Origin of the sequence: Streptomyces sp. NBC_01304, assembly GCF_035975855.1 — a bacterium.
Taxonomy (GTDB): domain Bacteria; phylum Actinomycetota; class Actinomycetes; order Streptomycetales; family Streptomycetaceae; genus Streptomyces.
Genome location: NZ_CP109055.1, coordinates 6,548,138 through 6,570,568 on the forward strand (window position 1 = coordinate 6,548,138; position 22,431 = coordinate 6,570,568).

The window sequence follows — 22,431 nt, forward strand, 5'->3', positions numbered from 1 at the left end:
CTTGTTTTCTTGCAGCAAGAAAATAAGGCTCTCAGGAGGTGACCATGCCCCACCCCCGGATACGCCGGGCCGCCCTCCTCGCGGCCGGGCTCCTCCCTCTCGCCCTCGCAGGAACCCTCGCCGGACCGGCCGCCGAAGCGGCCGAAGCGCCGGTCACGTACTACGTCGACTGCTCCGCCCCCACCCCCGGCACCGGCTCCCGGGCCGCGCCCCTCAACTCGCTGCCCGCCGTCAACGCCCTGACCCTGCACGCGGGCGACACCGTCCTGTTCAAGCGCGGCACGCGCTGCAAGGGCCAGCTGCACGCGCGCTTCGCGGGCACCGCCGACTCCCCGATCACGTACGGCGCTTACGGCACCGGCGCCAAGCCGCACCTGGACGCGAACGGCAACTACGCCGCGGTCTGGCTCAAGAACGCCCCGTACAACCACATCCGCGACCTGGAGCTGACCGCCCCCGGCGACAACACGACCGCGCGGCGCGGCGTCTGGCTGCAGGCCGTCGACTCCGGCGACGTGGCCGGGGTGGTCCTGGAGCGGCTGGACATCCATGACGTACGCGGCGTCCTGCCGGCCGCGACCGGCGGCTTCCACGGCAACGGGAAGTACGCGGGTGCGTCCGGCGGCATCATCGTGGAGGCACTCGGCACGCAAACCCCGTCCGCCTTCACGGACTTGACGATCCGCCAGAACAGCATCCGGGGCGTCGACCGGGCCGGCATCTACTTCTGGTCGAACTGGGCGCGCAGGCCCGACCTCGCCACCTTCTGGAACAGCCTGGCCACCGCCGACTGGCATCCGCATCGCAACGTGCGTATCGAGGACAACAAGCTCGCTGACATCGGCGGCGACGGACTCGTCGTGAAGACCAGCCGCGATGTGCTCGTGCAGCGCAACACCCTGGACGGGTTCAACGAGCGCGCCGGATCGGTCAACGCCGGGATGTGGACGGCCAACAGCGACCATGTCACCTTCCAGTTCAACCGGTCGTCCGGCGGCAACACCGACAAGGACGGCCAGGGCTACGACGTCGACCACTCCACGAACCACGTGACGTTCCAGTACAACGTCTCGTCCGACAACGACGGCGGCTTCTTCCTGCTCTGCCCGTACGGCGCCGACGTGCCCGGCAACGCCAAGGACTTCGTCATCCGTTACAACCTGTCAGTGAACGACCGGACCCGGACCTTCCAGGTCTGCTCGGGCGGGCTGCAGCGCGGCAAGATCTACCACAACACCATCCAGCTGCCGGACGTCCCGGCGGGCACCACCCATCAGATCGTGACGGAGAACGCCACCAAGGCCGGCGCGCTCGACGTGCTCTTCGCCAACAACATCCTTCGCGGCGGGGCCACTTCGGGCACCCTCGCCTGGACCCTGGACGACCCGTCGTTCCGCATCGACCGCAACGTCCTGTACGGGGTCCCCGTGCCCGCCACCGCGACCGGCACCCTCACCTCCGCCCCGCTCCTCACCAAGCCCGGCACCGGAACGGACGCCCCCGCCGACTACCGGCTGCTGCCCGGCTCGCCCGCGACCGGGGCGGGCGCGGCCATCGCCGACAACGGCGGCCGAGACTTCTTCGGCACACCGATCGCCACCCCGCCGTCCATCGGCTTCCACGAGCCCGCAGGGGGGCGGTGACATGGCGGTCAAGGACACCCCGGCGGCGACAACGGATCAACTGACCTCCGAACGCGCCGAGTTCACCCGCCGCTGGACCCCGCGCCTCGTCGCCTTCGGCGAGTTCATCGACGGCTACGACCTCCTGGTCATGGGCGCCGCCCTGCTCTTCCTCAAGCCCACCTTCGGCCTCTCCACCACCGAGGTCGGCTGGCTCGGCGCGATCGCCTTCATCGGGACCGCGGTGGGCCTCGTCGTCTTCGGCGACCTCTCCGACCGGTTCGGGCGCAAGGTCATCTTCGTCATCAACCTGGTGTTCTTCGTGGTCGCCGCGGCCGCCTCGGCCTTCGTCACCGAGGTCTGGCAGCTGATGATCGCCCGCTTCTTCATCGGCGTCGCCGTCGGCATGGACATCCCCACCTCGCACGCCTTCCTCGCCGAGATCGCCCCCAAGGCCCGCCGCGGCCGCATCGCGGGCAGCCTGCCCAACATGATGTGGCTGAGCGGCGCGATCACCAGCGTCCTCATCGCGCTCGCCCTGCGCGACGTCACCGGCGAGGACACCTGGCGTTACCTCTTCGGCTTCGCCGCCCTGCCCGCCCTCGCCGTGCTGATCGCCCGCCAGTTCCTGCCCGAGTCGCCGCGCTGGCTGCGCGCGCAGGGGCGGCACGAGGAGGCCGACGCCGTCTTCAAGGTCCTGCGGGTCGAGGAGCCGCCCGCCCCCGCCGAGCCCGAAAAGCGGGACTACCGCGCCCTGTTCACCAGGCGGGCCGCGATCCGCCTCGCCGCCGTCACCGGGTTCTTCGCCCTGCAGGCCTTCGGCGGCGCGGTCGCCACGGTCGCCGGACCCCTGGTCATGGAGGCCACCGGCATCGGCGTACAGAACGCGCTGTACTTCTCGCTCGCCGGGTTCGCGGCGGGGCTGCTCGCCGTGATCGTCGGCGCCCGTGTCATCGACCGCGTGAACCGCCGCCACCTCGGGATCTGGGCCTGCCTGGGTGTCTTCGTCGCCGGGATGGGCATCGCCTTCCTCGGTCCGAAGTCCAGCGCGCTGCTCCTCGCCTGCTACGTCGCCTACTCGCTCCTGACCTGGTTCGGGCCCGGCGTACTGTCCTGGGTGTGGTCGTCCGAGGCGTTCCCCACGCAGCTGCGCGGCATCGGGACCGGGATCGCGCAGGCCGTGACCCGGCTGATGATCGCGCTGAACATCGTGCTCGTACCGACCCTCCTGGAGAAGTTCGAGCTCAAGGCGGTCGCCCTGTACGCCTGCGCGTATCTGGTCTGCGCGGGCATCGTGGCGGCCTCCCCGTTCCTCGCCACGACCGGCAAGGAGCTGGAGGAGACCGCGAGTTGAGAAATGCACGACCTGTGAGCGATGCACGACCCGAGGGAGCACAGTGACCGCCGCCGCCCAGCCCCCGGACATACGCCGGGCCAACCTCGCGGCCGCCCTGCGCACCGTCCTCGACGAGGGCCCCGTGCCCCGCTCCGACCTGGCCGCACGGCTCGGCCTCTCGCACGCCACGATCAGCCGGATCGTCGGCCGGGCAGTGGCGGCGGGCCTGCTGCGCGAGCTCCCGTCGGTGAGCGGCGGGGGAGGGCGTCCGAAGGTGCCGGTCGACCTGGTCGCCGACGCGCGCCTCACCATCGGCCTGTACTTCGGACGGCAGCGCACCACGGCCGGCCTGGTGGACCTGCGCGGGCAGGTGCGGGAGGTGGCGACCATCGAACGCGGACCCGGTTCGGCGGCCGAACTCCTCCCGGGCGCCGCCGGCTTGGTGCGTACGCTGCTGAAGCGGGCGCGCTCCACACCGGTGCTCGGCGTGGGCGCGGCCGCCGGCGGCTGGGTCGATCCGACCGCCGGGGTCGTCGTCGACAACGAGGCGCTCGGCTGGCGCGACGTACCGCTGCGCCGCCTCCTGGAGGACGCCACCGGGCTGCCCGTGCGGGTCGACGCGGGGGCGCGGGCGCATGCCACGGCCGAGCTGTGGTTCGGCGGCGAGCGGACCGAGGGCTGCTCGGTCCACCTCTTCACCGGCAATGTCATCGACGCCGCCATAGCCATGGGCCGCCGCGTCCACACCGGGGCCCGCTCCGGTGCCGGGGCGGTCGGGCATCTGCCCGTGCGCGAGGGCGGCCCCGCCTGCGCCTGCGGGCGGACCGGGGTGCTGCAGGCCGTCGCCGCCGACTCGGCCGTGCTCACGCAGGCGGTCGAGCGTGAACTGCTCGGTCCCGGCGCGGGGTTGGAGGCTCTGGCCACGCTCGCCCTGTCCGGATCCCGCGAGGCGGACGGGCTGTTGCGGGCCCGCGCCCGGCACATCGGAACGGCCGTCGCCCACCTCGTCGACCTCCTCGACCCCGACCTGGTGGTCCTGTCCGGCGGGGTGCTCGCGGTACCGGACCACCTGGAAGAGGTCCGCCGCGAGGCCGTGCTGCGGATCGGCCGCGGCTGGGACCCCCGGGTCGTACGGGCGACGGGGCTCGGGCCCGGACCGCAGGCCCTGGTGGCCTCGTCGGCGGCGCTGCTGCTGAGCGCGTACTTCGCCGACCCGATGGCGTACGAGACCCTTTCCTGACCCCGGGAGTGATGTGACCGCCGCTGTGAGGGGAGCGCTGTGACCGCCGCTGTGATCGAGGGCGCCCGGCTGCACGCCGTGCCCGTCACCGCCCGCACCACCTGGCTGTACGCCGAGGTGACCGGGCCGGGCGTGACGGGCTGGGGCGAGCTGTCCGACATCCCGGCCGCCGCGGCGGAACCGCTGCTGCGGGAGCTGGCGGGGGTCGTGCGAGGGCTCGAAGTGGCCGATGCGGAACGGAAGTTGGAGGAGGCCGTCCGCCCCTGGACCGCCGGCGGCGACCGCTTCCACCGCTGGACGGTCCTCGGCGGTCTGGCCACGGCGGTGGCGGACGCGGCGGCACGGGCGGCGGGGGAGCCGCTCGCCGAGCACCTGGGGGCTTTCCGGGGGCGGGTGGGATCCGCTCCGGCACGCCACCGCATCCCCCTCTACGCCAACATCAACCGTGCCATGGCGAACCGCACCCCCGAAGCCGCGGCCCAGGTCGCCCGCCGGGCCGTCGCCGCCGGATTCGGCACCGTCAAGTGCGCCCCGTTCGACGGCCTCCCCGACCGCCACCGCCTCAAGGAGGGCCTGGAGATCGCCCGGGCCGTGCGCGACGCGATCGGCCCGGAACGCCAACTCCTCCTGGATGCCCACCACTTGGTGAGTGTCGAGGAAGTGGTCGCGCATGCCGACGAGTTCGTGGCACTTTGCCTCGGCTGGCTGGAGGACGCCGCACCCCTGGGTGACGTACGCGCCCTGCGGAGGCTCGCCGATGCCACCGGCACGCCCCTCGCGGGCGGCGAGTTCGCGGCCACCGCCGAGGAGGTGCGGCCCGCCCTCGCCTCCGGGGCCCTCGCCGTCCTCATGCCCGACGTGAAGCACGCCGGAGGCCCCCGCCGGGTGCTGCGCCTCGCCGCCCTCGCCGCGGACCACGGCGTCGCGCTCTCCCCGCACAACCCGAGCGGGCCCGTCGCCACCGCCGCCTCGGCCCACCTCGCCGCGCTGCTGCCCGACGGGCCGCCGCTGGAGACGATGTTCGGCGAAGTGACCTGGCGCGGGGCGAGCGTGTCCCCGTACGAGCCGCTCGATCCGGGTACGTACGCACTCAACGACCGCCCGGGACTGGGCCTGACCCCGAAGGTGCCTCATGTCCGATGAGCAACCCGAGTCCGCCACCTCCGCAGTGGTCCTGGGCGCCGCCGGCGGGATAGGCCGCGCCCTCGTCGCCCGCCTCGCCGCGGACGGCGCGCACGTTGTCGCCGTCGACCGGGACGCGCGCGTGGCCGACCTGCCCGACTGCACCCCGCTGGCCGGCGACGCGACCGACCCCGACCTCATCGAGCGGGCCTTCGCCGCCTGCGTACACCCGCCGCGGATCCTGGTGCACGCCCTGCTCGACGAAGTCCGGTCCCCACTGGGCGAGTTGACCCTCGCGGACTGGCGCAGGGTCCTCGACATCGGCCTGGTCTCGGCCTGGCAGGCCGCCGCCGCGCTGGTCCGCCACAAGGGTCCGGGCCCCGCCGCCGTCGTCCTGATCGGCTCGGTCCACGCCCACGCCGCCGCCCCCGGAGTGGCCCCCTACGCCGTGGCCAAGGCGGGCCTCGCCGCGCTCGCCCGCGCGGCGGCCGTGGAGTGGGGCCCGCTCGGGGTGCGTACGAACGTCCTGGAGCCCGGCTTCGTGACGGTCCCGCGCAACGAGCACCGCTGGTCCGACCCCGCCGAACGCGCCACGATCCTGGCGGCCTACCCGCTGGGCCGGCTCTGCGCCCCGGAGGAGATCGCGGGCGCGGCGTCCTTCCTCGCCTCCGACCAGGCCTCGTACATCAACGGCGCCTGCATCCCGGTGGACGGCGGCGCACTCGCGGTACTCCCGGAGACACTGGTCCCGAGACCGACTCCGCCCAACGCTTCCGGCACTTCCGGCCCGCCGCTCCCTCCCGGCGCTTCCGGCCCTTGATCCAGTCCCGCCCATCCCTCTCGACTCTTCCAGCCCTTCCAGCCCTCCCAGCCCCTGATCCAGCGCCGCCCAATCCAGCCCCTCCGGCGTTTGAGGAGCGGGGGCCCGGGGGCAGCGCCCCGCGACGACGCGGGAAGTCGGGCCCGACCTCCAGGCCGACCCGACTCGACCCGACCTGACCCGGCCCGGCACCCCGTACCCCGTACGCACCATCCGCCAGGAAGCCCCGCCCCTTACATGCCTACGGTGTCCTCACTGCCCTCCCTCCCTGCCCTCCCGAGCAGTCGACACCCGGAGCCCCCCATGGCGGACCTGCAGGACGAATCGCACGCCCCCGGCGAGGTCGGCACGCTCGATCCGCCCGCCGCCCCGGCCCCGGTCGAGGTCGATCCCGCGCTCGACGCCGAATGCGCCGCCGAGCTCGAAGCGGCAGCGCCCCCCGCCCCGGTCGAGCCGCCCACGCCGCTGGGCCCCGGCGCGACCCCCATGGAACGCGTCCGCTCCCTGCTCGCCACGCACCCCGTGGCCGACGGGCACAGCGGGCTGCCGTGGGCGCTGAGCCAGCTCGCCTGGTACGACCTGGAGCTCGGCGAGAGCGCCCTGCGCACCGACATCCCGCGCCTTCGGGCCGGTTCGGTCGGCGCCATGTTCTGGTCCCTGCGCGTCCCCGACGACTACACCGGCGACCGGGCCGTCAGCGCCACTCTGGGCCTGATCGACCTCACCGAAGGGGTCGTACGCAGCCACCCGGACGCCCTGCGCATGGCCCGCTCCGCCTCCGAGTCCGCCGACTCCCGCGCACACGGCCGCATCGCCTGCCTGCTCGGCCCCGCCAACGCCACCGCGCTCGGCGACTCCCTGGGCGCCCTGCGCGCCCTGCACACCCTGGGCGTACGCAGCATCGCGCTGCTCGGCACCCGCTGGGCGAGCGGCACCGGCCTGTCCCGCTTCGGCGAGGAGGTCGTCCGCGAGATGAACCGGCTCGGCGTCCTGGCCGACCTCAGCCACAGCTCCGAGGCCACGATCCGGCGCACCCTCGCCGTGTCCAAGGCCCCGGTCCTCTTCTCCCGCTCCGGTGCCCGCGCCCTCACCGACCACCCGGACAACCTGACGGACGACCTGCTCGCAGCGCTGCCGGCCAACCGCGGCCTGTGCATGGTCCCCCTGTCGACCGCGCAGGCGGGGCCCACACTGCGGCACGCGGCGGACCACCTGGACCATGTGCGGGAGATCGCGGGCGTCGAGCACGTCGGCCTCTCCGGCACGTACGACACCGAAGAGACGACGCACGCCCCCGAGCTGGAGGACCCCGCCCGCTATCCGCACCTCCTCGCCGAGCTCTTGGAGCGCGGCTGGACCGAGGCGGAGGTGGCCCTGTTGACCTGGGGCAACGTCCAACGGGTGCTGCGCGACGCGGACTTCACGGCCCGCGCGGCCCAGCTGCGCCGCCCGCCGTCCTCGGCGACGATCGACCGCCTCGACGTCTGAGGCACCGCGGGCGTACGCGGCCTCAGCAGGCGCGGGCAGACTTCAGCAGGCGCAGGCAGACCTCAGCAGGCGCAGAGGCAGAAGGGATGCCCGGCCGGGTCCGCGTACACCCGCCAGGTGCGCGCCCGGTCCTCGGCGTCCAGCGCCTTCGCGCCGAGCGCGAGCACCTGCTCCTCCGCCGCGTCCAGGTCGTCGACGGTCAGGTCCAGATGGAACTGCTGGGACTGTTCGGGCGAGGGCCACTTCGGCGGTACGTACCCCTCGGCGAGCTGGAACGCGAGCGGTGAGCCCGGGTGCCCGGTGAGGTCGACCCAGCCCCTGTCCCCCTCGCTCACGGTGCCGCCCAGGACGGCGGCGTAGAACCCGGCGAGCGCACGAGGGTCGGGACAGTCGAGGACGACGGGGCCCAACTTGGCCACAGCCATGGTGTTTTCCTCCCTGAGGGTTACCGGTATCTAGGCTGAACCAGTAACGGTTACCTCATACTCCCGCAATGGAGGTAACGTCGCAAGCATGAATGACAGAGCGTCCGCACCGGGGGAACTGGCTCTCATCGAGGCCCTGATGAACACCCTGGACGTGGAGACGGGCGCCGATCAGCTGGACTCGGCCGAGGGCCGGGCGCCCTTCGCCCTGACGGCGGGGGAGACGGAGCCGGCCAAGGAGCTCCGCGAGTCGCTGCGCGCGGCCTGCCTGGCCCACGCGGGCCACGCCCCGCACCGGCAGGTCCGCCCCCTGACGGACCTCCTCGCCGAGGCCCCGCTACTGGTCACGGTCGACGAGACGGGCGTAGCCCAACTACACCCGGCCAAGCCCTCGTTGACGTCCCGCATCGCCACGGCCATCGCCCTGTCCCCGACCACCTGGCCCCGCCTCAAGGCCTGCGAGGCCCCGCACTGCCACTGGGCGTACTACGACCGCAGCCCGGCGGGCCGCAGCCGCTGGTGCTCGATGCAGGTGTGCGGGGCACGCGCGAAGATGCGGGCTTACCGGGCCCGCAAGGGCTGAATCCTCGCTTCGCATCTTTCAGCCCGTCCGGCGTTTGAGGACAGAGGCCGAAGGCCGATCCGGGGGTCCGGGGGCGAAGCCCCCGTTCGTGAACCCCCGCCCACCCCGGCTCCGCAGGATTTCGGGAAGGGGCGGGGCGGGGAGAAAAATTCCTAGGCGGCAGGACGCCCCATCGCCCGATAAGTCCAGCCCGCCTCACGCCACTTGACGGGGTCGAGGGCGTTGCGCCCATCGAGAATGAGCCGCTCGGAAACGACCGCCCCGAGCGCAACGGGATCAAGCTCCCGAAACTCCCGCCACTCCGTGAGGTGCAGCACCACATCGGCCCCCCGCACGGCCCCGAGCGCGGAATCCGCATACCCAAGCGTCGGGAAGAGCTTCCGGGCATTGGCCATGCCCTTGGGGTCGTACACAGTGACCTGCCCACCCTGCAGATGGATCTGCCCGGCGACGTTCAGCGCAGGCGAATCCCGGACGTCATCCGAGTCGGGCTTGAACGTGGCGCCCAGCACGGCAACCCGCTTCCCCAGGAACGAGTCACCCCCCACGGCCTCCCGCGCGAGCTCGACCATGTGCCCCCGACGCCGCATGTTGATCGAGTCGACCTCACGCAGGAAGGTCAGCGCCTGGTCCGCGCCCAGCTCACCGGCGCGCGCCATGAAGGCTCGGATGTCCTTGGGCAGACACCCGCCGCCGAACCCGATCCCGGCCCGCAGGAACTTCGACCCGATGCGCTCGTCGTAGCCGATGGCCTCCGCCAGCTTCACCACGTCGCCGCCGGCGGCCTCACAGACCTCGGCCATGGCGTTGATGAACGAGATCTTCGTCGCGAGGAACGAGTTCGCGGAGGTCTTCACCAGCTCGGCGGTCGGGAAGTCCGTGACCACGAAGGGCGAGCCCTCCGAGAGCGGCGTCGCGTACACCTCACGCAGCTGCTTCTCGGCCCGCTCGCTCTCCACGCCGACCACGATCCGGTCCGGGTGCAGGGTGTCGTTGACGGCGAAGCCCTCGCGCAGGAACTCCGGGTTCCAGGCCAGCTCCACGCCCTCCGGAAGGACCTGGGCGAGCCGCGCGGCCGAGCCGACCGGCACCGTCGACTTGCCGACGACCAGCGCACCCTCGCGGACCACGGGCGCGAGCGAGGCGAAGGCGGAGTCGACGTACGACATGTCGCACGCGTACTCGCCGTGCCGCTGCGGGGTGTTCACGCAGACGAAGTGGACGTCGCCGAACGCGCCGATCTCTTCCCACGAGGTGGTGAAGCGCAGCCGCCCGCTGGACCCTTCGATGCCCGCGACGTGCTGGGCGAGCAGCTCCTCCAGGCCGGGCTCGTACATGGGCACCCGGCCCTGCGAGAGCATCTCGACCTTCTCGGTCACGACATCGAGGCCGAGCACCTCGAAGCCGAGCTCCGCCATGGCCGCGGCGTGGGTGGCGCCGAGGTAGCCGGTGCCGATCACTGTGATCTTGGGGGCCATGCGGTTGCTCCTGAGGGGGGAGGGCAGGGATGCGCTGACCGAGCATAGTCGGGCCGTACCAGCGGCTTTTTCCCGCTGTCGCCAACCTCACGTACTACAGCGGGGTCACGGGCCCTAAAATCTGGATGACCAGCTTGGTTACTTAACGGTAGTTAGCACCTTGGGGAGTGAGAGACGTTGGCGGGAACCGCTGATTTCGACCTGTACCGCCCGGCCGAGGAGCACGACATGCTCCGGGACGCGATCCGCTCGCTCGCCGAGGCGAAGATCGCGCCCTTCGCGGCCGTGGTGGACGAGGACGCCCGCTTCCCGCAGGAGGCGCTGGACGCGCTGACCGCGAACGACCTGCACGCCGTGCACGTGCCGGAGGAGTACGGCGGCGCGGGCGCCGACGCGCTCGCCACGGTCATCGTGATCGAGGAGGTGGCCCGCGTCTGCGCCTCGTCCTCCCTCATCCCGGCCGTGAACAAGCTGGGCTCGCTCCCGGTGATCCTCTCCGGCTCCGAGGACCTGAAGAAGAAGTACATGACCCCGCTGGCCAAGGGCGACGGCATGTTCTCGTACTGCCTCTCCGAGCCGGACGCGGGCTCGGACGCGGCGGGCATGAAGACCCGCGCGGTCCGCGACGGCGACTTCTGGGTGCTGAACGGCGTGAAGCGCTGGATCACCAACGCCGGCGTATCGGAGTACTACACGGTGATGGCCGTGACCGACCCGACCAAGCGCTCCAAGGGCATCTCGGCCTTCGTCGTCGAGAAGTCGGACGAGGGCGTCTCCTTCGGCGCTCCGGAGAAGAAGCTCGGCATCAAGGGCTCCCCGACCCGCGAGGTCTACCTCGACAACGTCCGCATCCCCGCCGACCGCATGATCGGCGAGGAGGGCACCGGCTTCGCCACGGCGATGAAGACCCTGGACCACACCCGCATCACCATCGCGGCCCAGGCGCTCGGCATCGCCCAGGGCGCCCTCGACTACGCCAAGGGCTACGTCCAGGAGCGCAAGCAGTTCGGCAAGCCGATCGGCGACTTCCAGGGCGTGCAGTTCATGCTCGCGGACATGGCCATGAAGATCGAGGCCGCCCGCCAGCTGACGTACGCGGCGGCCGCGAAGTCGCAGCGCGGCGACGCGGACCTCACCTTCCAGGGGGCCGCGGCGAAGTGCTTCGCGTCCGACGTCGCGATGGAGGTCACCACGGACGCGGTCCAGCTCCTCGGTGGGTACGGCTACACCCGTGACTACCCGGTCGAGCGCATGATGCGCGACGCCAAGATCACCCAGATCTATGAGGGCACGAATCAGGTCCAGCGGATCGTGATGGCGCGGAATCTGCCGTAGTTCGTACGTCTCCGTACGCTGTTGGGGCCTCGCTCGTTTTTCGGGCGGGGCCCTATGGCGTTTTGAGGGCGCGGAGGAGTTGGGCGAGGGTCTCCGGGGTGGTGGTCAACTCCGTTGTGGGGGAGTCGCTTTCGCGGAGGTGGATGGCTCGGTCGAGGTTCGCGAGCTCCACGCAGGTGTTGCCCTCGCCGCCGCCGGAGAAGGACGACTTCTGCCAGTTCATGGGTGGCTCACAGCTCTTTCGTCAAGCGGTGGATGAAGTCCCGCGACGCCACGAGGTCCAGCGACGCACTCTCCACCTTACGGAAGAGCGTTCGAAGATGCTCCAGTTGGGGTTCCGCATCCATGAAGGCGGTTCCCGTGGGGGCATCGCGGAGTCCGGTTTCCAGCCGGGGGACCGGTCCTCCTATGTGCATCATCGAGGCTCCGGCGCCGGCAAATCCATCCTGGTCGGTGGGGATGACGCGCACGCCGACGTGCCCTTGCTCGATCTGGTTCAGGATCTGTCGGAGTTGAGCGCGTGAGACCTGGCGGTCGGCTACACGGATGCGCAGAGCGAACTCGTGGATCAGTGTCGTGTACGGGGTTGGGTGCGGGTCTTCGATGACGGTTCGCCGTCGCATCCGGTGCTCTACCCGGGGGGCGAGCTCGCTCTCGGGGAGCTCGGGACGCATGTACCTGAACACTGCCTTGGCGTAATCCGGCGTCTGGAGAAGCCCGGGGATGTCGGTGATGACGACCTCGTGCAGGAACGTGGCGTGGTGCTCCGCTTCGGCCACGTCCAGGTTCACCTGGGGGAGGACCCCTCGATATTCGTCCCACCATCCGCGCGTGCGCTCGCCCGCCATGCCCGCCAGTGCGTCGATCAACTGCCCATCGGTGCAGCCATAGTGGGCCGCGAGGCGACGGATGCGCTCCGCGCTGACGCTGGCGATTCCTGCTTCCATCTGGCTCATCTGGGCTGAGGTCGAGTTCAGGAACGCTGCTACCTCGCGAGCCTTTAGCCCCGACGCCTCTCGCAGCCTGCGCAACTCCGCGCCCAGGCGCACCTGCCGTGCGGTGGGATGGCTCCTCGGTGCCATCTGCCCTCCTTGCCTCAACCCCCTTGAGGGCGCGCCACGTTCGGGTGTCAGGGTACGCGAATCGGTTGCATAGGCAGAAATTAATGCCCTACCGTCGGTGACGCGTCGCAAACGCTGCGAGACCGGGACCCCGGAAGCGCACCGCCCCGTCATGCCATGACGAAGGTGACACTGCCACCGCCCAGCGGTCCGCCGCGCGCCATCAACTCCTCCCTCACTCAACGGAGTTGGCCATGCCGCAAGACGTAGCCCCAGGGGACCCCGAAGAACCCTGGGAGTACACCCTGTGCATCCCGCACACGCCACGCGCGGTGACGGTCTGCCGCCACACCTTGCGCCACGTCCTGGCCCTGCACGGTTTGCCTCACTTGGCCGACCTCGCGGAGCTCCTCGCGTCGGAGCTGATCGGCAACGCGGTGCGCCACACCAAGGGCCCGGCGGCGCTGCGGCTGCGTTGGGCGGGTGGCGTGCTCCGGGTCGGGGCGTGGGACGCGGACCGCACCCCGCCCGCGCCTCCGTTGGGTCTGGCTGCAGATGACGCGGAGGAGGGCCGGGGCCTCAACCTGGTCCGCGCCTGTGCCGGGAACTGGGGTTGGCATCCCCTGACTTCGCATGGCGACCACGGCAAGTACGTGTGGTGCGAACTCGGCGCCGCGTAGCGAGGTAGGAGCGAAAAGCCTGATTGCGTGGCTGGTGGGGGTGGGTGGTTGCGCGGACCTCCGTCTGTTTCGTTGCTGGCTGCGGGTGCTCTGCGGGCTGGCTTTCCCCAACTGATGTCAGTACGGGGCCCAGGGGGAAAGTTGCCGGTGATGGAAGAGGCGGGGGAAGAGCAAAGACGAAAGACAAAGACCGCAGCGAGGGGAGGGGATGGAGGGGGTGGGCGGGGGCTCGGAGGGTGGGCGAGGGAAGGGCGCGGGCGAGGGCTCGAAGGGCGGGCGAGGGAAGGGGGCGGGCGAGGGAAGGGAGCAGGCGAGGGAAGGGGGCGGGCGAGGGCTCGAAGGGCGAGCGAGGGGAGGGGGCGGGCGAGAGCTTGGGGGTGGGCGGGGGCCCGGAGGGCGAGCTGGGGGCCTAGTGGGGGAAAACGGGCAACAGAACCAGCACAAAAGGGACGCTTTTGCGCCCCATTCCCCCCACTAAGCCTCCAGGCGCCGCCCTCTGCCGCCTCGTGGCGGGAAAGGGGCTCACCTAACGGGCAAACCGGGCACCCCGACGCCACCTTCCGCACGGCCAGCCCCAGCCTCCCCGTCTCGGGCTCCCGCCTCCCCCACCCGAGCTCGCACTCCCTGCCCCGGGCCAGCGCTTCCCCCCGCCGGGCCCGCGCTTCCCCGTCCGGAGCCCGCACCTCCCCCGCCGAGCCCGCACTTCCCCGTCCCGAGCCCGCATCTCCCCTCGCCGGGCCCGCACTTCCCCGTCCCAGGCCAGCGCTTCCCCCGCCGAGCCCGCACTTCCCCGCCCCAGGCCCGCACCCCCCCCGGGCCCGCACCTCCCCTCCAGCCCCCCTCCCCCCTCCGTCCCCTTCTCTCGCTGCGGTCTTTGTCTTTGCCCTGCCCCCACCTCTTCCATCACCGGCAGCCACCTTCCCGGGCCCCGTACTGACAGCAATTGGGGAAAGCCAGCCACCGACCACCCGCACCCAACAACGAGACAGACGGAGGTCCGCGCAACCACCCACCCACACCAGCCACGCAATCAAGTCTTTGTCTTTGAGCGGTGACCTCAAGGACGGACCTCAAGGACGGACCTCAAGGACCGACCTCAAGGACCGACCTCAAGGACCGACCTCAAGGACCGACCTCAAGGACCCCACCCAGCCCGGACAAGACAAAGAGAGCCGGGGCTCACCGCCACAAGCAAGCGGTGAGCCCCGGCCCTGAGCGAAGGGGGCAATCCCCTCAGCCGCACACCACCTGATCCCCGGTCACGACCCCGAACTCGCCCTGATACGGATCATCGGCCCGCACCCGCCGCACCCCGTCGAAGTCCGACCCTGCGATCACCTTCAAAAGGGCCCCCTGCCCCTTCACCTTCTTCATCTCGCACCCCGGCAACGCAGTCGCCAACGACTTCGCCGACCGATCCCACCGAGGGTCATACGTCACCACGGTCCGCCGCACCCCCAACTTGGACGCGGCAATCGGCTGCCGAGTGGTCCGGAACCCGGTCGAGCGCAGGGCGCGGTCCACCTTCTTGCCCAGCCCCGACACCCGCGTCCCGTTCTCCACCTGCACCCGAATCTGCTGCGGAGCGACGTCCACCGGAGTCGCCTTGGCCCGCCGCACCCGGTAGGGCGCCAGCGGCCGGTCCTCGCGCAGGGCCTTGAAGAGCTTCTCGGACTTGTCCTTGTCCCACTTCAGGGTCGACCCGATCCCGGGCACGACGTGCCCCATCTTCCCGATCGGCACCGACGTGAACTCCGACGACGCCGGAGTGAAGCTGCGCATCGCCCGCCCCAGGTCGAGCATGTCGTCCATGCCGAAGCTCTTGTCGGCGCGTACCGACCCGAGGACCGTCTTGGTCACGTTGCGGAACTTGACCGGGTTGAGCAGCACCCCGGACGACGTCGCCTTCGCGATGATCGCGGCCAGGAAGCGCTGCTGGCGCTGCATCCGGCCCAGGTCCGCCGCCCCGTCGATGTGCCGGGAGCGCACGTACTGCAGGGCCTCGCCGCCGTTCAGCCTGTGGGTGCCCGCCGAGAGATCGAGTCCGGTGTACGAGTCCTTCATGGGCCGGATCGTGCAGATCTCCACCCCGCCGAGCACGTCCACCGTCTTCATGAAGCTGCTGAAATCGACCTCCAGATAGTGGTCGATCTTCACCTTCGTCATGTGCTCGATCGTGCGGACCGTGAGGTTCGGCCCGCCCTCCGCATACGCCGCGTTGATCTTGATCGGGTGCATGTGGTGCTTCTCGCCGGAGTTCATGTCGGTGTGCGCGGGCGCCTCCGCGTAGGAGTCGCGGGGCAGGCTCACCACGCTCGCGCGGTCCCGGTCCTCCGAGATGTGCACGATCATGATCGTGTCGGTGCAGTGGCAGGGGGCGCCGCCGAGCCGGTACTTGCGGCGCTCCTCCTCGGTGATCTTGTCGCGGCCGTCCGTGCCGACAAGCAGGACGTTCATGCCGCCGTCGCCCGGGCTGGGACGATTCTTCATGTCCTTGAAGGGGTCGACCCGGGCGATCCCGGTGTCCAGGCTCGTCACCACCGCATGCCCGATCCCGGCCGAGGCGAGGACCACCACCGAGAAGGCCGTCGCCACCCGCATGGCCCACCGGGGCTTCGCCGGGCGTCGCCTGCGCCGTCCGGCCGAGGGCCGCATCGGCTGTCCGGGGTGCTGACGTGGGGGGCGGGCGGGGGAGCGGGGCGGCGTGGGCACGTGGGACACCTCCGCGGGAAGGGCGCCGGGAACGCGTGCAACCGTAAGCCGATACGAAATGCTGCCCAGGGGAGCGACCCGGCTGGCGCGCGCCCGTGTCCCCCATTCGCGGTAACGTGACGCCTGATGAGCGACAACACCCAGAGGGACACCCAGTCTCCCGACGTGCAGCCCCCGGCCGTATCCGTGATCATGCCCGTCCTCAATGAGGAACGGCATCTGCGCGGAGCCATCCACGCGATCCTGCAGCAGGAGTACGCGGGCGAGATGGAGGTGGTGATCGCGCTCGGCCCGTCCACGGACCGGACCGATGAGATCGCGGCCGAGCTCGTGGCGGAGACCGCATCCAATAAGAACGCGCGCGTGCACACGGTCCCCAATCCCACGGGACGTACGCCCGCCGCCCTGAACGCCGCGATCAAGGCCTCCAGCCACCCGATCGTCGTACGCGTGGACGGCCACGGCATGCTCTCGCCGAACTACATCGCCACCGCGGTCCGCCTCCTCGGCGAGACCGGCGCGCAGAACGTCGGCGGGATCATGCACGCCGAGGGCGAGAACGACTGGGAGCACGCGGTCGCCGCCGCGATGACGTCGAAGATCGGCGTCGGGAACGCCGCCTTCCACACCGGCGGCCAGGCCGGCCCGGCGGAAACCGTGTATCTGGGTGTCTTCCGGCGCGAGGCGCTGGAGCAGCAGGGCGGGTACAACGAGGAGTTCATCCGCGCCCAGGACTGGGAGCTGAACTTCCGGATCAGGGAAGCGGGCGGGGCCATCTGGTTCTCGCCGGAGCTCAAGGTCTCGTACCGCCCGCGGCCCTCCGTCAAGGCGCTCGCCAAGCAGTACAAGGACTACGGCCGCTGGCGCCACGTCGTCGCCCGCTACCACGAGGGCTCGATCAACCTGCGCTACCTCGCCCCGCCGACCGCCGTGTGCGCGATCGTGGCGGGCGTCGTGGTGGGCGCGGTGGTCAGCCCGCTCGGCTTCGTCATTCCCGCCGGGTACGTCGCCGCCATCGCCGCCGGGTCCGTCCCGGCCGGCAAGGGGCTGCCGCTGAAGGCGCGGCTGCAGATCCCGGTGGCGCTCGCGACCATGCACATGTCGTGGGGGTACGGCTTCCTGACCAGCCCGCGCTCGCTGGCCAAGAAGGTCATCGCCTCGCGCCGCCCGGCGGTCCTCAGCGAGGCCTGAGGGCCCGCCTCCGCAGCGACGTACGAGAAGGGCCCCGGCAGCAGCTGCCGGGGCCCTTCTCGCGCAACTCGCCTATTACCAGGTGTAGTTGGGGTTCACGTGCATGCATGCCTTCTTGTCCGCGCCATTGATGGCCGTCGCGGAGGCGGGAGTCTTGTTCTCTTCCTTCGGGGGCTTCGGCGGCAGCTCGCCGGTGCGCCAGTCGTGGCCGACCACCAGGGTGACCCCGGAGACTTCCTTGGACTCCTTGACCGAACTCACCGGCAGACCCAGGGACTTGGCGAGCTTCTGGGCGTCGCCCTCCAGTTCGGCGCTGGGAAAGCGGATCAGTGTACGTTCCTCGACCGGGGTGTTCTCCTGGTCCGAGGCCGCCCGCTTGTAACCCTTGGCGACGAGTAGCTGGGCCACCGTGCTGGCGCGGCCGGGGACGGCCTGTTCGGTGGCCGTACCGGTGCCGTTCTGCACCGCGACGCCGGTCTCGGCGGGATCGGCAGCCGGGTCGTTGGAGGTCTTCTCGTCGAGCGTCTTCTTGGCGTCCTTGCCGTCGAGGGCGATGTCCTCACGGACCATGCGGAAGAGGTTGGCGGCCTCGCCGGGCTTGGGCTCCACCCGGTTGCGGTCGGAGACGGCCCACTGCCACGGCATCCGGACCATGGTGATGCGCTTGGGCGGGATCTTCTTGAGCTCGTTGGACAGGTCGTAGAGCTTCTTGACCGTGTCGAGGCCGTCGTCCACCTGGAGCGCGTCGGTGGCCTCTTCGGCGAGGCGGCGCAGCTTGTTCGGGTTGCTCAGCTTGGCGTCCGAACGGACCTTTCTGGCCAGCGCGTTCATGTACATGTTCTGGGCCTTGGTGCGGCCGATGTCGGTGTTGTCCTCGAAGCCGTAACGGGTACGCAGCCACTGCAGCGCCTGCTTGCCCTGGATGTCGGTGGTGCCCTCCTCCAGCTTGAGGCCCGAGCCACCACGGCCGTTCTTGCCACGGGACAGGATGTTGGCGTCCACACAGACGGGGACGCCGCCCACCGCGTCGGCCATCGAGACCACGCCGGAGAAGTCGACCATCATGAAGTGGTCGATACGAATCCCGGTCAGCTTCTCCCAGGTCAGCACGGTGCAGCCGGCTCCACCACGCATGAGGGACTGATTGGTCATGGTGGGGCGGGTGCTGGCCGCATAGACGTGCTCGGTCTTGGGATCCGTGCACTTGGGAATGTCGACCAGGGTGTCGCGCGGCATGCTGACGACGGACATGTTGGTCCGGTCCGCGGAGAGGTGGAGCAGCATCTGGACATCGGCGAGCGGGGGCCCGTTGAAGGTGTCCTTGGCGCCGCCGAGCTTCTGGTTCTCCTTGGTGTCCCGGGCATCGGAACCGATCAGCAGGATGTTCAGCGGGGTCTGCCCGGCCGCATTGGGGGTGGCCGAGGGAGCGCGGCCCTCCTCGGGCAGCGGGGTGGTCCTGATGTTGTTGTTCAGGTGCTGGTAATAGAGGTAACCGGCGCCGGCCGTCCCGAGTATCAGTACCGCGAAGACGATCGCCACCCAGCGAAGTATCCGGCGCCCGCGACGCTGCGTTCTGGGGCCGCCGCGCCGATGACTGCGCTCACCCGGTGGGGGCGAGTCCGCACCGCCCTCGCCCTCCCGTCTGTCGCCCTCCTCGTAGAGACTCTCGTCCCAGCCGAGATCCTGAGCGCGCCGGTCGCGCGAACGCGCCCCCTGTCCGCGCACACTGCCTTGCCTCATCCCCTGCCCCTCCCCGCCCTGCGGCTCCGCCCGCCCCAGCTTGTGGCGGGGCGGGCGGGCCGGTTCTCACTTGAAGCAACCAGATGTCACTTGGCGCAGACGGCCTTGTCTGCTCCGACCTTGTTGACCCCGTCCGGCGCCTTCGACGGAGCGGAGATGGGTGTCCCCGCACCCTTGAAGTCGGCCCCCAGGATCAGGACCATCGCGGGCAGCCCCTGATCGTTCTTCTCGCTCTTGCCCGGCTTCAGTGCGGAGCCGGGCAGCCCCATGATGTCCGCGAGCCTGCGTGCCTGATCGGCCTGATCGGGCGAGTACTCGAGCGTCGTCTTCGCCTGCTTCTTGTCGGCGTTGCCCAACTGGCTCGCCTTGAGCACGCCTTGGTCGTTCTGCAGCCAGGTCAGCGTCGTACCGGCGGCGCCCTGCGTGTCGCTGCCGTTGTAGAGGTTGACCCGCACCTCGGACGCGTCCGACTTGGACCCCTTGAGCCTGGCCGCTTCCGCCGCCTTGGCCTTCTTCTTCGTCTCGGTGAGGGAGACGTCCTGCTGCATCATCGCGAACAACGGGTCCGCCAGCGACTTGTTGAGCAGGACGGTGGCGTGGTCGGTGTTGTCTACGACCGGCACCGTGGTGAAGCTGATGTTCTCCAGGTCGGCCTTGTTCAGTTCCCCGCCGAGGTCCTTGAGCTTGTTCAGATCGTCTATGTGACTGTCGACCGTCAGCGCCTTGGTCGCGGCCTCCGCCAGGTCCATCATCTTGCCCGGGCTGGAGAGCGTGTCGTTCGACTTCATCTGCCGCATCAGCGAACTCAGGAACTGCTGCTGGAGCTTGATCCGGTCCAGGTCACCGCCGAAGCCGACGGCATGCCGGGTCCGTACGAAGGCGAGTGCGTCGTCGCCCTCGACGGTGTGCTTGCCCTTCTTCAGATTCAGGTGCGACTTGGGGTCGTTGATGTCCTTGGCCAGGCAGATCGGCACCCCGCCGACTGCCGAAGACAAGGTCTTCACCGCGTTGAAGTCGGCCATCATGAAGTGGTCGATCTTGATGCCGGTGATCTTGGTGACGGTCCGCATGGTGCAGCTCGGCGTGCGGCCGAACTGGCCGAGGCTCTCGTTGAACCGGGTCTTGTTGGTGCCCGGAATGTCCTTGGTGGAGCCGTCCTCCTGCTTGGTCGGGCAGGAGGGGATGTCCGTGATCATGTCGCGCGGAATGCTCAGCGCGGTGGAGTTCGTCCGGTCCTTGGAAACGTGCAGCAGGATCGTGGTGTCGGCGTGCCCGGAGCTCCCGGCGTCGCCGTAGCCCTCGTTGCCCTTGCCGGTGCGCTTGTCCGTGCCGATCAGCAGGATGTTGATGGCCCGGTCCTTGCTGAACCCGCCGGTGCCCGCGCCGTCGTCGTCTATGCCGGTGATGTTGTCGTTGAGGTGCTTCCAGTAGAGGGCTCCGGCCACGCCCGTGCCGACCAGGAGGAACGCCAGGATTCCACCGGTCCACTTGGCGATCTTCTTGCCCCTCGACGGCCGCTGCTTCGGCCGGCGCCGGCCGCGCCCCGGGGCGAGGTCCTCGTCCGGCTGGCGGCGCCTGCGCTGGCCCGGCAGATCGCGGCCGTCACGGCCCGGTCCGTCCCGGTCGGGGGCGGGCCCGCGGCGGCGCGGCGAGTCGACCGAGGGCCAACCGCCCTCGGTGGTCCCGCCCGGCCGGCGGCCGGCACCCGAGGTGCTCCGGCTGCCTCTGCCGGTTCTGCGGGGGCCCGGAATGCCCGACTGCCCTTGCCCTGCGGAGGGGTTCAGTCGCAGTTCGTAGTCGCCGGTCTGCGGGTTGAGTACCCACTGGTCTGCGGGATCGATGTTCTCCGCCCGCCCACGGCCTTGCGCGTCCACGGTTGCTTAGATCCTCCGTCTGGGCCACGCGGCGCCTCCCCCTCCAGCGGCGCCCGGTCAGTCGAATCGCTCACGCTATCCGACCAGCTCAGCGCCCGGCGACGGCGGTGACAAATTCCACTCCCCTACAACTGGGCAATCCGCACAATTTCTGGCCGACTTCACCTTCTGCTTGGGCTGCGCTTTACCCGGCAGCGCTCAACAGGTGCTTCCCGCGGCCGTGTTTCCGCGGAATGTGGGGGCGGGAGAGGGCGACTCCGAAGGGCTCGGCGAGGCATCGGCGGGCTTCCCGTCGCCCGGCTTCTCGTCGTCCGGCTTCTCATCGGATGTCCCCTTGCCGGACGCCTCGCTTCCGGACGGCTTTCCATCCGCCCAGTAGCCGTCGTCGACCCACTCGCCGTCATCGCCCCAATACCCCTGGTCCACCCAATGCCCACCCCCGCTCTCGGATTCCTCGCCCTTCTGCGCGGCCTCGTCGGCGGCCTGCTCGGCCTCGGTGGGCTCGGGGGCCACCTGGACCGGTGCGTCATTGCGCAGTTGGTCGAAGAGGCGTCCCGCATCGGGCTGCACCAGTTCGTCGCGATTGGCGTCATAGGTGTACGACTGCCGGGGCACGGTGAGGAACTGCACCCGTTCCGTGGGGATATTGCGCATGGAGCGGACCAACTCGTACAGGTCGGTCAACTTCGCCAGCGCCGGGTCCGTGGTGAGCGAAGAGGTGGCGGCGTCCAGGACCGGGAAGAGCCGGGTCGGATTGAGCAGTACGCCATTGCTCTGCACCTTGTTGACGAGCGCGCCGAGAAACTGCTGCTGGCGGTCCATTCGGTCGGTGTCGCTGCCATTGCCGAGCGTCTTTCGCGCGCGTACGTAGCCGAGCGCCTGCTCTCCGTCCAGCTTCTGCCGGCCCGCCGCGAGCTTCAGGTGGGCGTCCGCGTCGTCGACGGGATCCTTGAGGCAGACCTCCACGCCTTCCACCGCGTCGACCATCTTCTTGAAGCCCCGGAAGTCGACGATCATGTGGTGGTCGATGCGGACATGGGTCATCTTCTCGACGGTACGGATGGTGCAGGCCGCCCCGCCGAACTCGAACGCCCAGTTGAACTGGGCGAATTGCTCGTTCGTACGCGACCCGTCGGGCTTGCGGCAGCTGGGGATGTCGGCCATCAGGTCGCGCGGCAACGACACGGCGGTGGCGCTGCGCCGGTCGGCCGCGAGGTGCAGCAGGATCGTGGTGTCGGAGCGCTGGGTGCCCTGGTCCTGGCCGTAGGGGTTGCCGGTGCCCTGCCCGGAGCGGGTGTCGGAGCCGATGAGCAGGACGTTCTGCGCGTCGTGCACGGCCGGCAGCGGCCGCTCCCGCTCGTACCGCTCGAGCTCGGCCGCGGTGCCGGTGTCCTCGGTGATGTTGCCCTCGAGCTTCTTGTAGAGGCTCCAGCCGATCCCGGCGGCGGCAAGCACGACGACGGACACGGCCAGGGCGGCCCACCGGAGCCAGTGCCGCTTGCGCGGTGCGGGCGGCGCGGGTGGCGCAGGCGCTACCGGCTCAGGCGCGTCGTCGTCCGGGACGGGATCCGGCTCGGCGGGCGTGCCTGCGGTGTCGGTCACGTCTGGGTCCACCCCTCGCGGCGTCGGCGGTTCGGCAGGTTGCAGCCGTACGTAGTGCTCCTACGACCATGACGGCGACCTGCCCCCGGCGCCTGCGGGCCAAGCCCGGGCCTGCGCCGGAT

The 22,431-nt window shown here is 70.4% G+C and carries 18 protein-coding genes; 10 read left to right on the forward strand and 8 right to left on the reverse strand.

The genetic code is table 11. The features are described 5' to 3' along the window. Positions 1–44: 44 nt before the first annotated feature. From OG430_RS29200 to OG430_RS29225, 6 genes are all read left to right on the forward strand, one after another. A complete protein-coding gene (locus tag OG430_RS29200) occupies positions 45–1,643 on the forward strand; it encodes a right-handed parallel beta-helix repeat-containing protein (protein ID WP_327355598.1) in 1,599 nt (532 codons plus the stop codon). A gap of 1 nt (position 1,644) precedes the next feature. Continuing rightward, positions 1,645–2,976: an MFS transporter gene (locus tag OG430_RS29205; RefSeq protein ID WP_327355599.1), complete on the forward strand. Its 1,332-nt coding sequence runs from the start codon at positions 1,645–1,647 to the stop codon at positions 2,974–2,976. 43 nt (positions 2,977–3,019) lie between these two features. Then, positions 3,020–4,198: an ROK family transcriptional regulator gene (locus OG430_RS29210; RefSeq protein ID WP_327355600.1), complete on the forward strand. Its 1,179-nt coding sequence runs from the start codon at positions 3,020–3,022 to the stop codon at positions 4,196–4,198. 39 nt (positions 4,199–4,237) lie between these two features. Further along, positions 4,238–5,341 (forward strand): enolase C-terminal domain-like protein, encoded by a 1,104-nt coding sequence (locus OG430_RS29215; RefSeq protein WP_327355601.1) that lies wholly within the window; start codon positions 4,238–4,240, stop codon positions 5,339–5,341. Continuing rightward, entirely contained in the window at positions 5,331–6,140 is an 810-nt protein-coding gene (locus tag OG430_RS29220; protein ID WP_327355602.1) for an SDR family NAD(P)-dependent oxidoreductase, read from the forward strand. Before OG430_RS29215 ends, OG430_RS29220 begins: the two co-directional genes overlap by 11 nt. Before the next feature lie 303 nt (positions 6,141–6,443). Next, positions 6,444–7,628 carry a dipeptidase gene (locus tag OG430_RS29225; protein WP_327355603.1) on the forward strand — a complete coding sequence of 395 codons (1,185 nt, stop codon included), beginning with the start codon at positions 6,444–6,446 and terminating at the stop codon, positions 7,626–7,628. A gap of 62 nt (positions 7,629–7,690) precedes the next feature. Here the strand turns inward: OG430_RS29225 and OG430_RS29230 are convergent, their stop codons facing one another. Further along, positions 7,691–8,053 carry a VOC family protein gene (locus OG430_RS29230; protein ID WP_327355604.1) on the reverse strand — a complete coding sequence of 121 codons (363 nt, stop codon included), beginning with the start codon at positions 8,051–8,053 and terminating at the stop codon, positions 7,691–7,693. A gap of 88 nt (positions 8,054–8,141) precedes the next feature. Here OG430_RS29230 and OG430_RS29235 point away from each other — a divergent pair, with 88 nt between their 5' ends. After that, a complete protein-coding gene (locus OG430_RS29235; protein WP_327355605.1) occupies positions 8,142–8,636 on the forward strand; it encodes a CGNR zinc finger domain-containing protein in 495 nt (164 codons plus the stop codon). Positions 8,637–8,788: 152 nt separating this feature from the next. Here OG430_RS29235 and OG430_RS29240 read toward each other — a convergent pair whose 3' ends face one another. Further along, complete coding sequence (locus OG430_RS29240; RefSeq protein WP_327355606.1) at positions 8,789–10,114, reverse strand: UDP-glucose dehydrogenase family protein; 1,326 nt, start codon at positions 10,112–10,114, stop codon at positions 8,789–8,791. A 177-nt stretch (positions 10,115–10,291) separates the two neighbouring features. Here OG430_RS29240 and OG430_RS29245 point away from each other — a divergent pair, with 177 nt between their 5' ends. Continuing rightward, entirely contained in the window at positions 10,292–11,449 is a 1,158-nt protein-coding gene (locus OG430_RS29245) for an acyl-CoA dehydrogenase (RefSeq protein WP_327355607.1), read from the forward strand. A 52-nt stretch (positions 11,450–11,501) separates the two neighbouring features. Here OG430_RS29245 and OG430_RS29250 read toward each other — a convergent pair whose 3' ends face one another. After that, entirely contained in the window at positions 11,502–11,672 is a 171-nt protein-coding gene (locus tag OG430_RS29250; RefSeq protein WP_327355608.1) for a DUF397 domain-containing protein, read from the reverse strand. Between the two features lie 7 nt (positions 11,673–11,679). Continuing rightward, a complete protein-coding gene (locus tag OG430_RS29255; protein ID WP_327355609.1) occupies positions 11,680–12,531 on the reverse strand; it encodes a helix-turn-helix domain-containing protein in 852 nt (283 codons plus the stop codon). 233 nt (positions 12,532–12,764) lie between these two features. On the opposite strand from OG430_RS29255, the gene OG430_RS29260 reads away from it, so the two are divergent. Continuing rightward, complete coding sequence (locus tag OG430_RS29260) at positions 12,765–13,190, forward strand: ATP-binding protein (protein ID WP_327355610.1); 426 nt, start codon at positions 12,765–12,767, stop codon at positions 13,188–13,190. A gap of 1,233 nt (positions 13,191–14,423) precedes the next feature. Here OG430_RS29260 and OG430_RS29265 read toward each other — a convergent pair. Beyond that, positions 14,424–15,845, reverse strand: coding sequence for an LCP family protein (locus tag OG430_RS29265; RefSeq protein ID WP_442816739.1), 1,422 nt, complete (start codon positions 15,843–15,845; stop codon positions 14,424–14,426). 183 nt (positions 15,846–16,028) lie between these two features. On the opposite strand from OG430_RS29265, the gene OG430_RS29270 reads away from it, so the two are divergent. Then, a complete protein-coding gene (locus tag OG430_RS29270; protein WP_327355612.1) occupies positions 16,029–17,093 on the forward strand; it encodes a glycosyltransferase family 2 protein in 1,065 nt (354 codons plus the stop codon). A 75-nt stretch (positions 17,094–17,168) separates the two neighbouring features. Here the strand turns inward: OG430_RS29270 and OG430_RS29275 are convergent, their stop codons facing one another. From OG430_RS29275 to OG430_RS29285, 3 genes are all read right to left on the reverse strand, one after another. Further along, positions 17,169–18,833 (reverse strand): LCP family protein, encoded by a 1,665-nt coding sequence (locus tag OG430_RS29275; RefSeq protein ID WP_327355614.1) that lies wholly within the window; start codon positions 18,831–18,833, stop codon positions 17,169–17,171. 86 nt (positions 18,834–18,919) lie between these two features. Next, positions 18,920–20,707 carry an LCP family protein gene (locus OG430_RS29280; RefSeq protein ID WP_327355615.1) on the reverse strand — a complete coding sequence of 596 codons (1,788 nt, stop codon included), beginning with the start codon at positions 20,705–20,707 and terminating at the stop codon, positions 18,920–18,922. A gap of 198 nt (positions 20,708–20,905) precedes the next feature. Then, positions 20,906–22,309 carry an LCP family protein gene (locus OG430_RS29285; protein WP_327355616.1) on the reverse strand — a complete coding sequence of 468 codons (1,404 nt, stop codon included), beginning with the start codon at positions 22,307–22,309 and terminating at the stop codon, positions 20,906–20,908. Positions 22,310–22,431 lie beyond the last annotated feature (122 nt).

Bases quoted from the DNA above. Each gene is read 5' to 3' on its own strand.
- OG430_RS29250 (WP_327355608.1), bottom strand. From the start codon at position 11,672: ATGAACTGGCAGAAGTCGTCCTTCTCCGGCGGCGGCGAGGGCAACACC.
- OG430_RS29205 (WP_327355599.1), top strand. From the start codon at position 1,645: ATGGCGGTCAAGGACACCCCGGCGGCGACAACGGATCAACTGACCTCC.
- OG430_RS29230 (WP_327355604.1), bottom strand. From the start codon at position 8,053: ATGGCTGTGGCCAAGTTGGGCCCCGTCGTCCTCGACTGTCCCGACCCT.
- OG430_RS29225 (WP_327355603.1), top strand. From the start codon at position 6,444: ATGGCGGACCTGCAGGACGAATCGCACGCCCCCGGCGAGGTCGGCACG.
- OG430_RS29260 (WP_327355610.1), top strand. From the start codon at position 12,765: ATGCCGCAAGACGTAGCCCCAGGGGACCCCGAAGAACCCTGGGAGTAC.
- OG430_RS29220 (WP_327355602.1), top strand. From the start codon at position 5,331: ATGTCCGATGAGCAACCCGAGTCCGCCACCTCCGCAGTGGTCCTGGGC.
- OG430_RS29240 (WP_327355606.1), bottom strand. From the start codon at position 10,114: ATGGCCCCCAAGATCACAGTGATCGGCACCGGCTACCTCGGCGCCACC.
- OG430_RS29255 (WP_327355609.1), bottom strand. From the start codon at position 12,531: ATGGCACCGAGGAGCCATCCCACCGCACGGCAGGTGCGCCTGGGCGCG.
- OG430_RS29235 (WP_327355605.1), top strand. From the start codon at position 8,142: ATGAATGACAGAGCGTCCGCACCGGGGGAACTGGCTCTCATCGAGGCC.
- OG430_RS29265 (WP_442816739.1), bottom strand. From the start codon at position 15,845: ATGCGGCCCTCGGCCGGACGGCGCAGGCGACGCCCGGCGAAGCCCCGG.
- OG430_RS29200 (WP_327355598.1), top strand. From the start codon at position 45: ATGCCCCACCCCCGGATACGCCGGGCCGCCCTCCTCGCGGCCGGGCTC.
- OG430_RS29270 (WP_327355612.1), top strand. From the start codon at position 16,029: ATGAGCGACAACACCCAGAGGGACACCCAGTCTCCCGACGTGCAGCCC.
- OG430_RS29275 (WP_327355614.1), bottom strand. From the start codon at position 18,833: ATGAGGCAAGGCAGTGTGCGCGGACAGGGGGCGCGTTCGCGCGACCGG.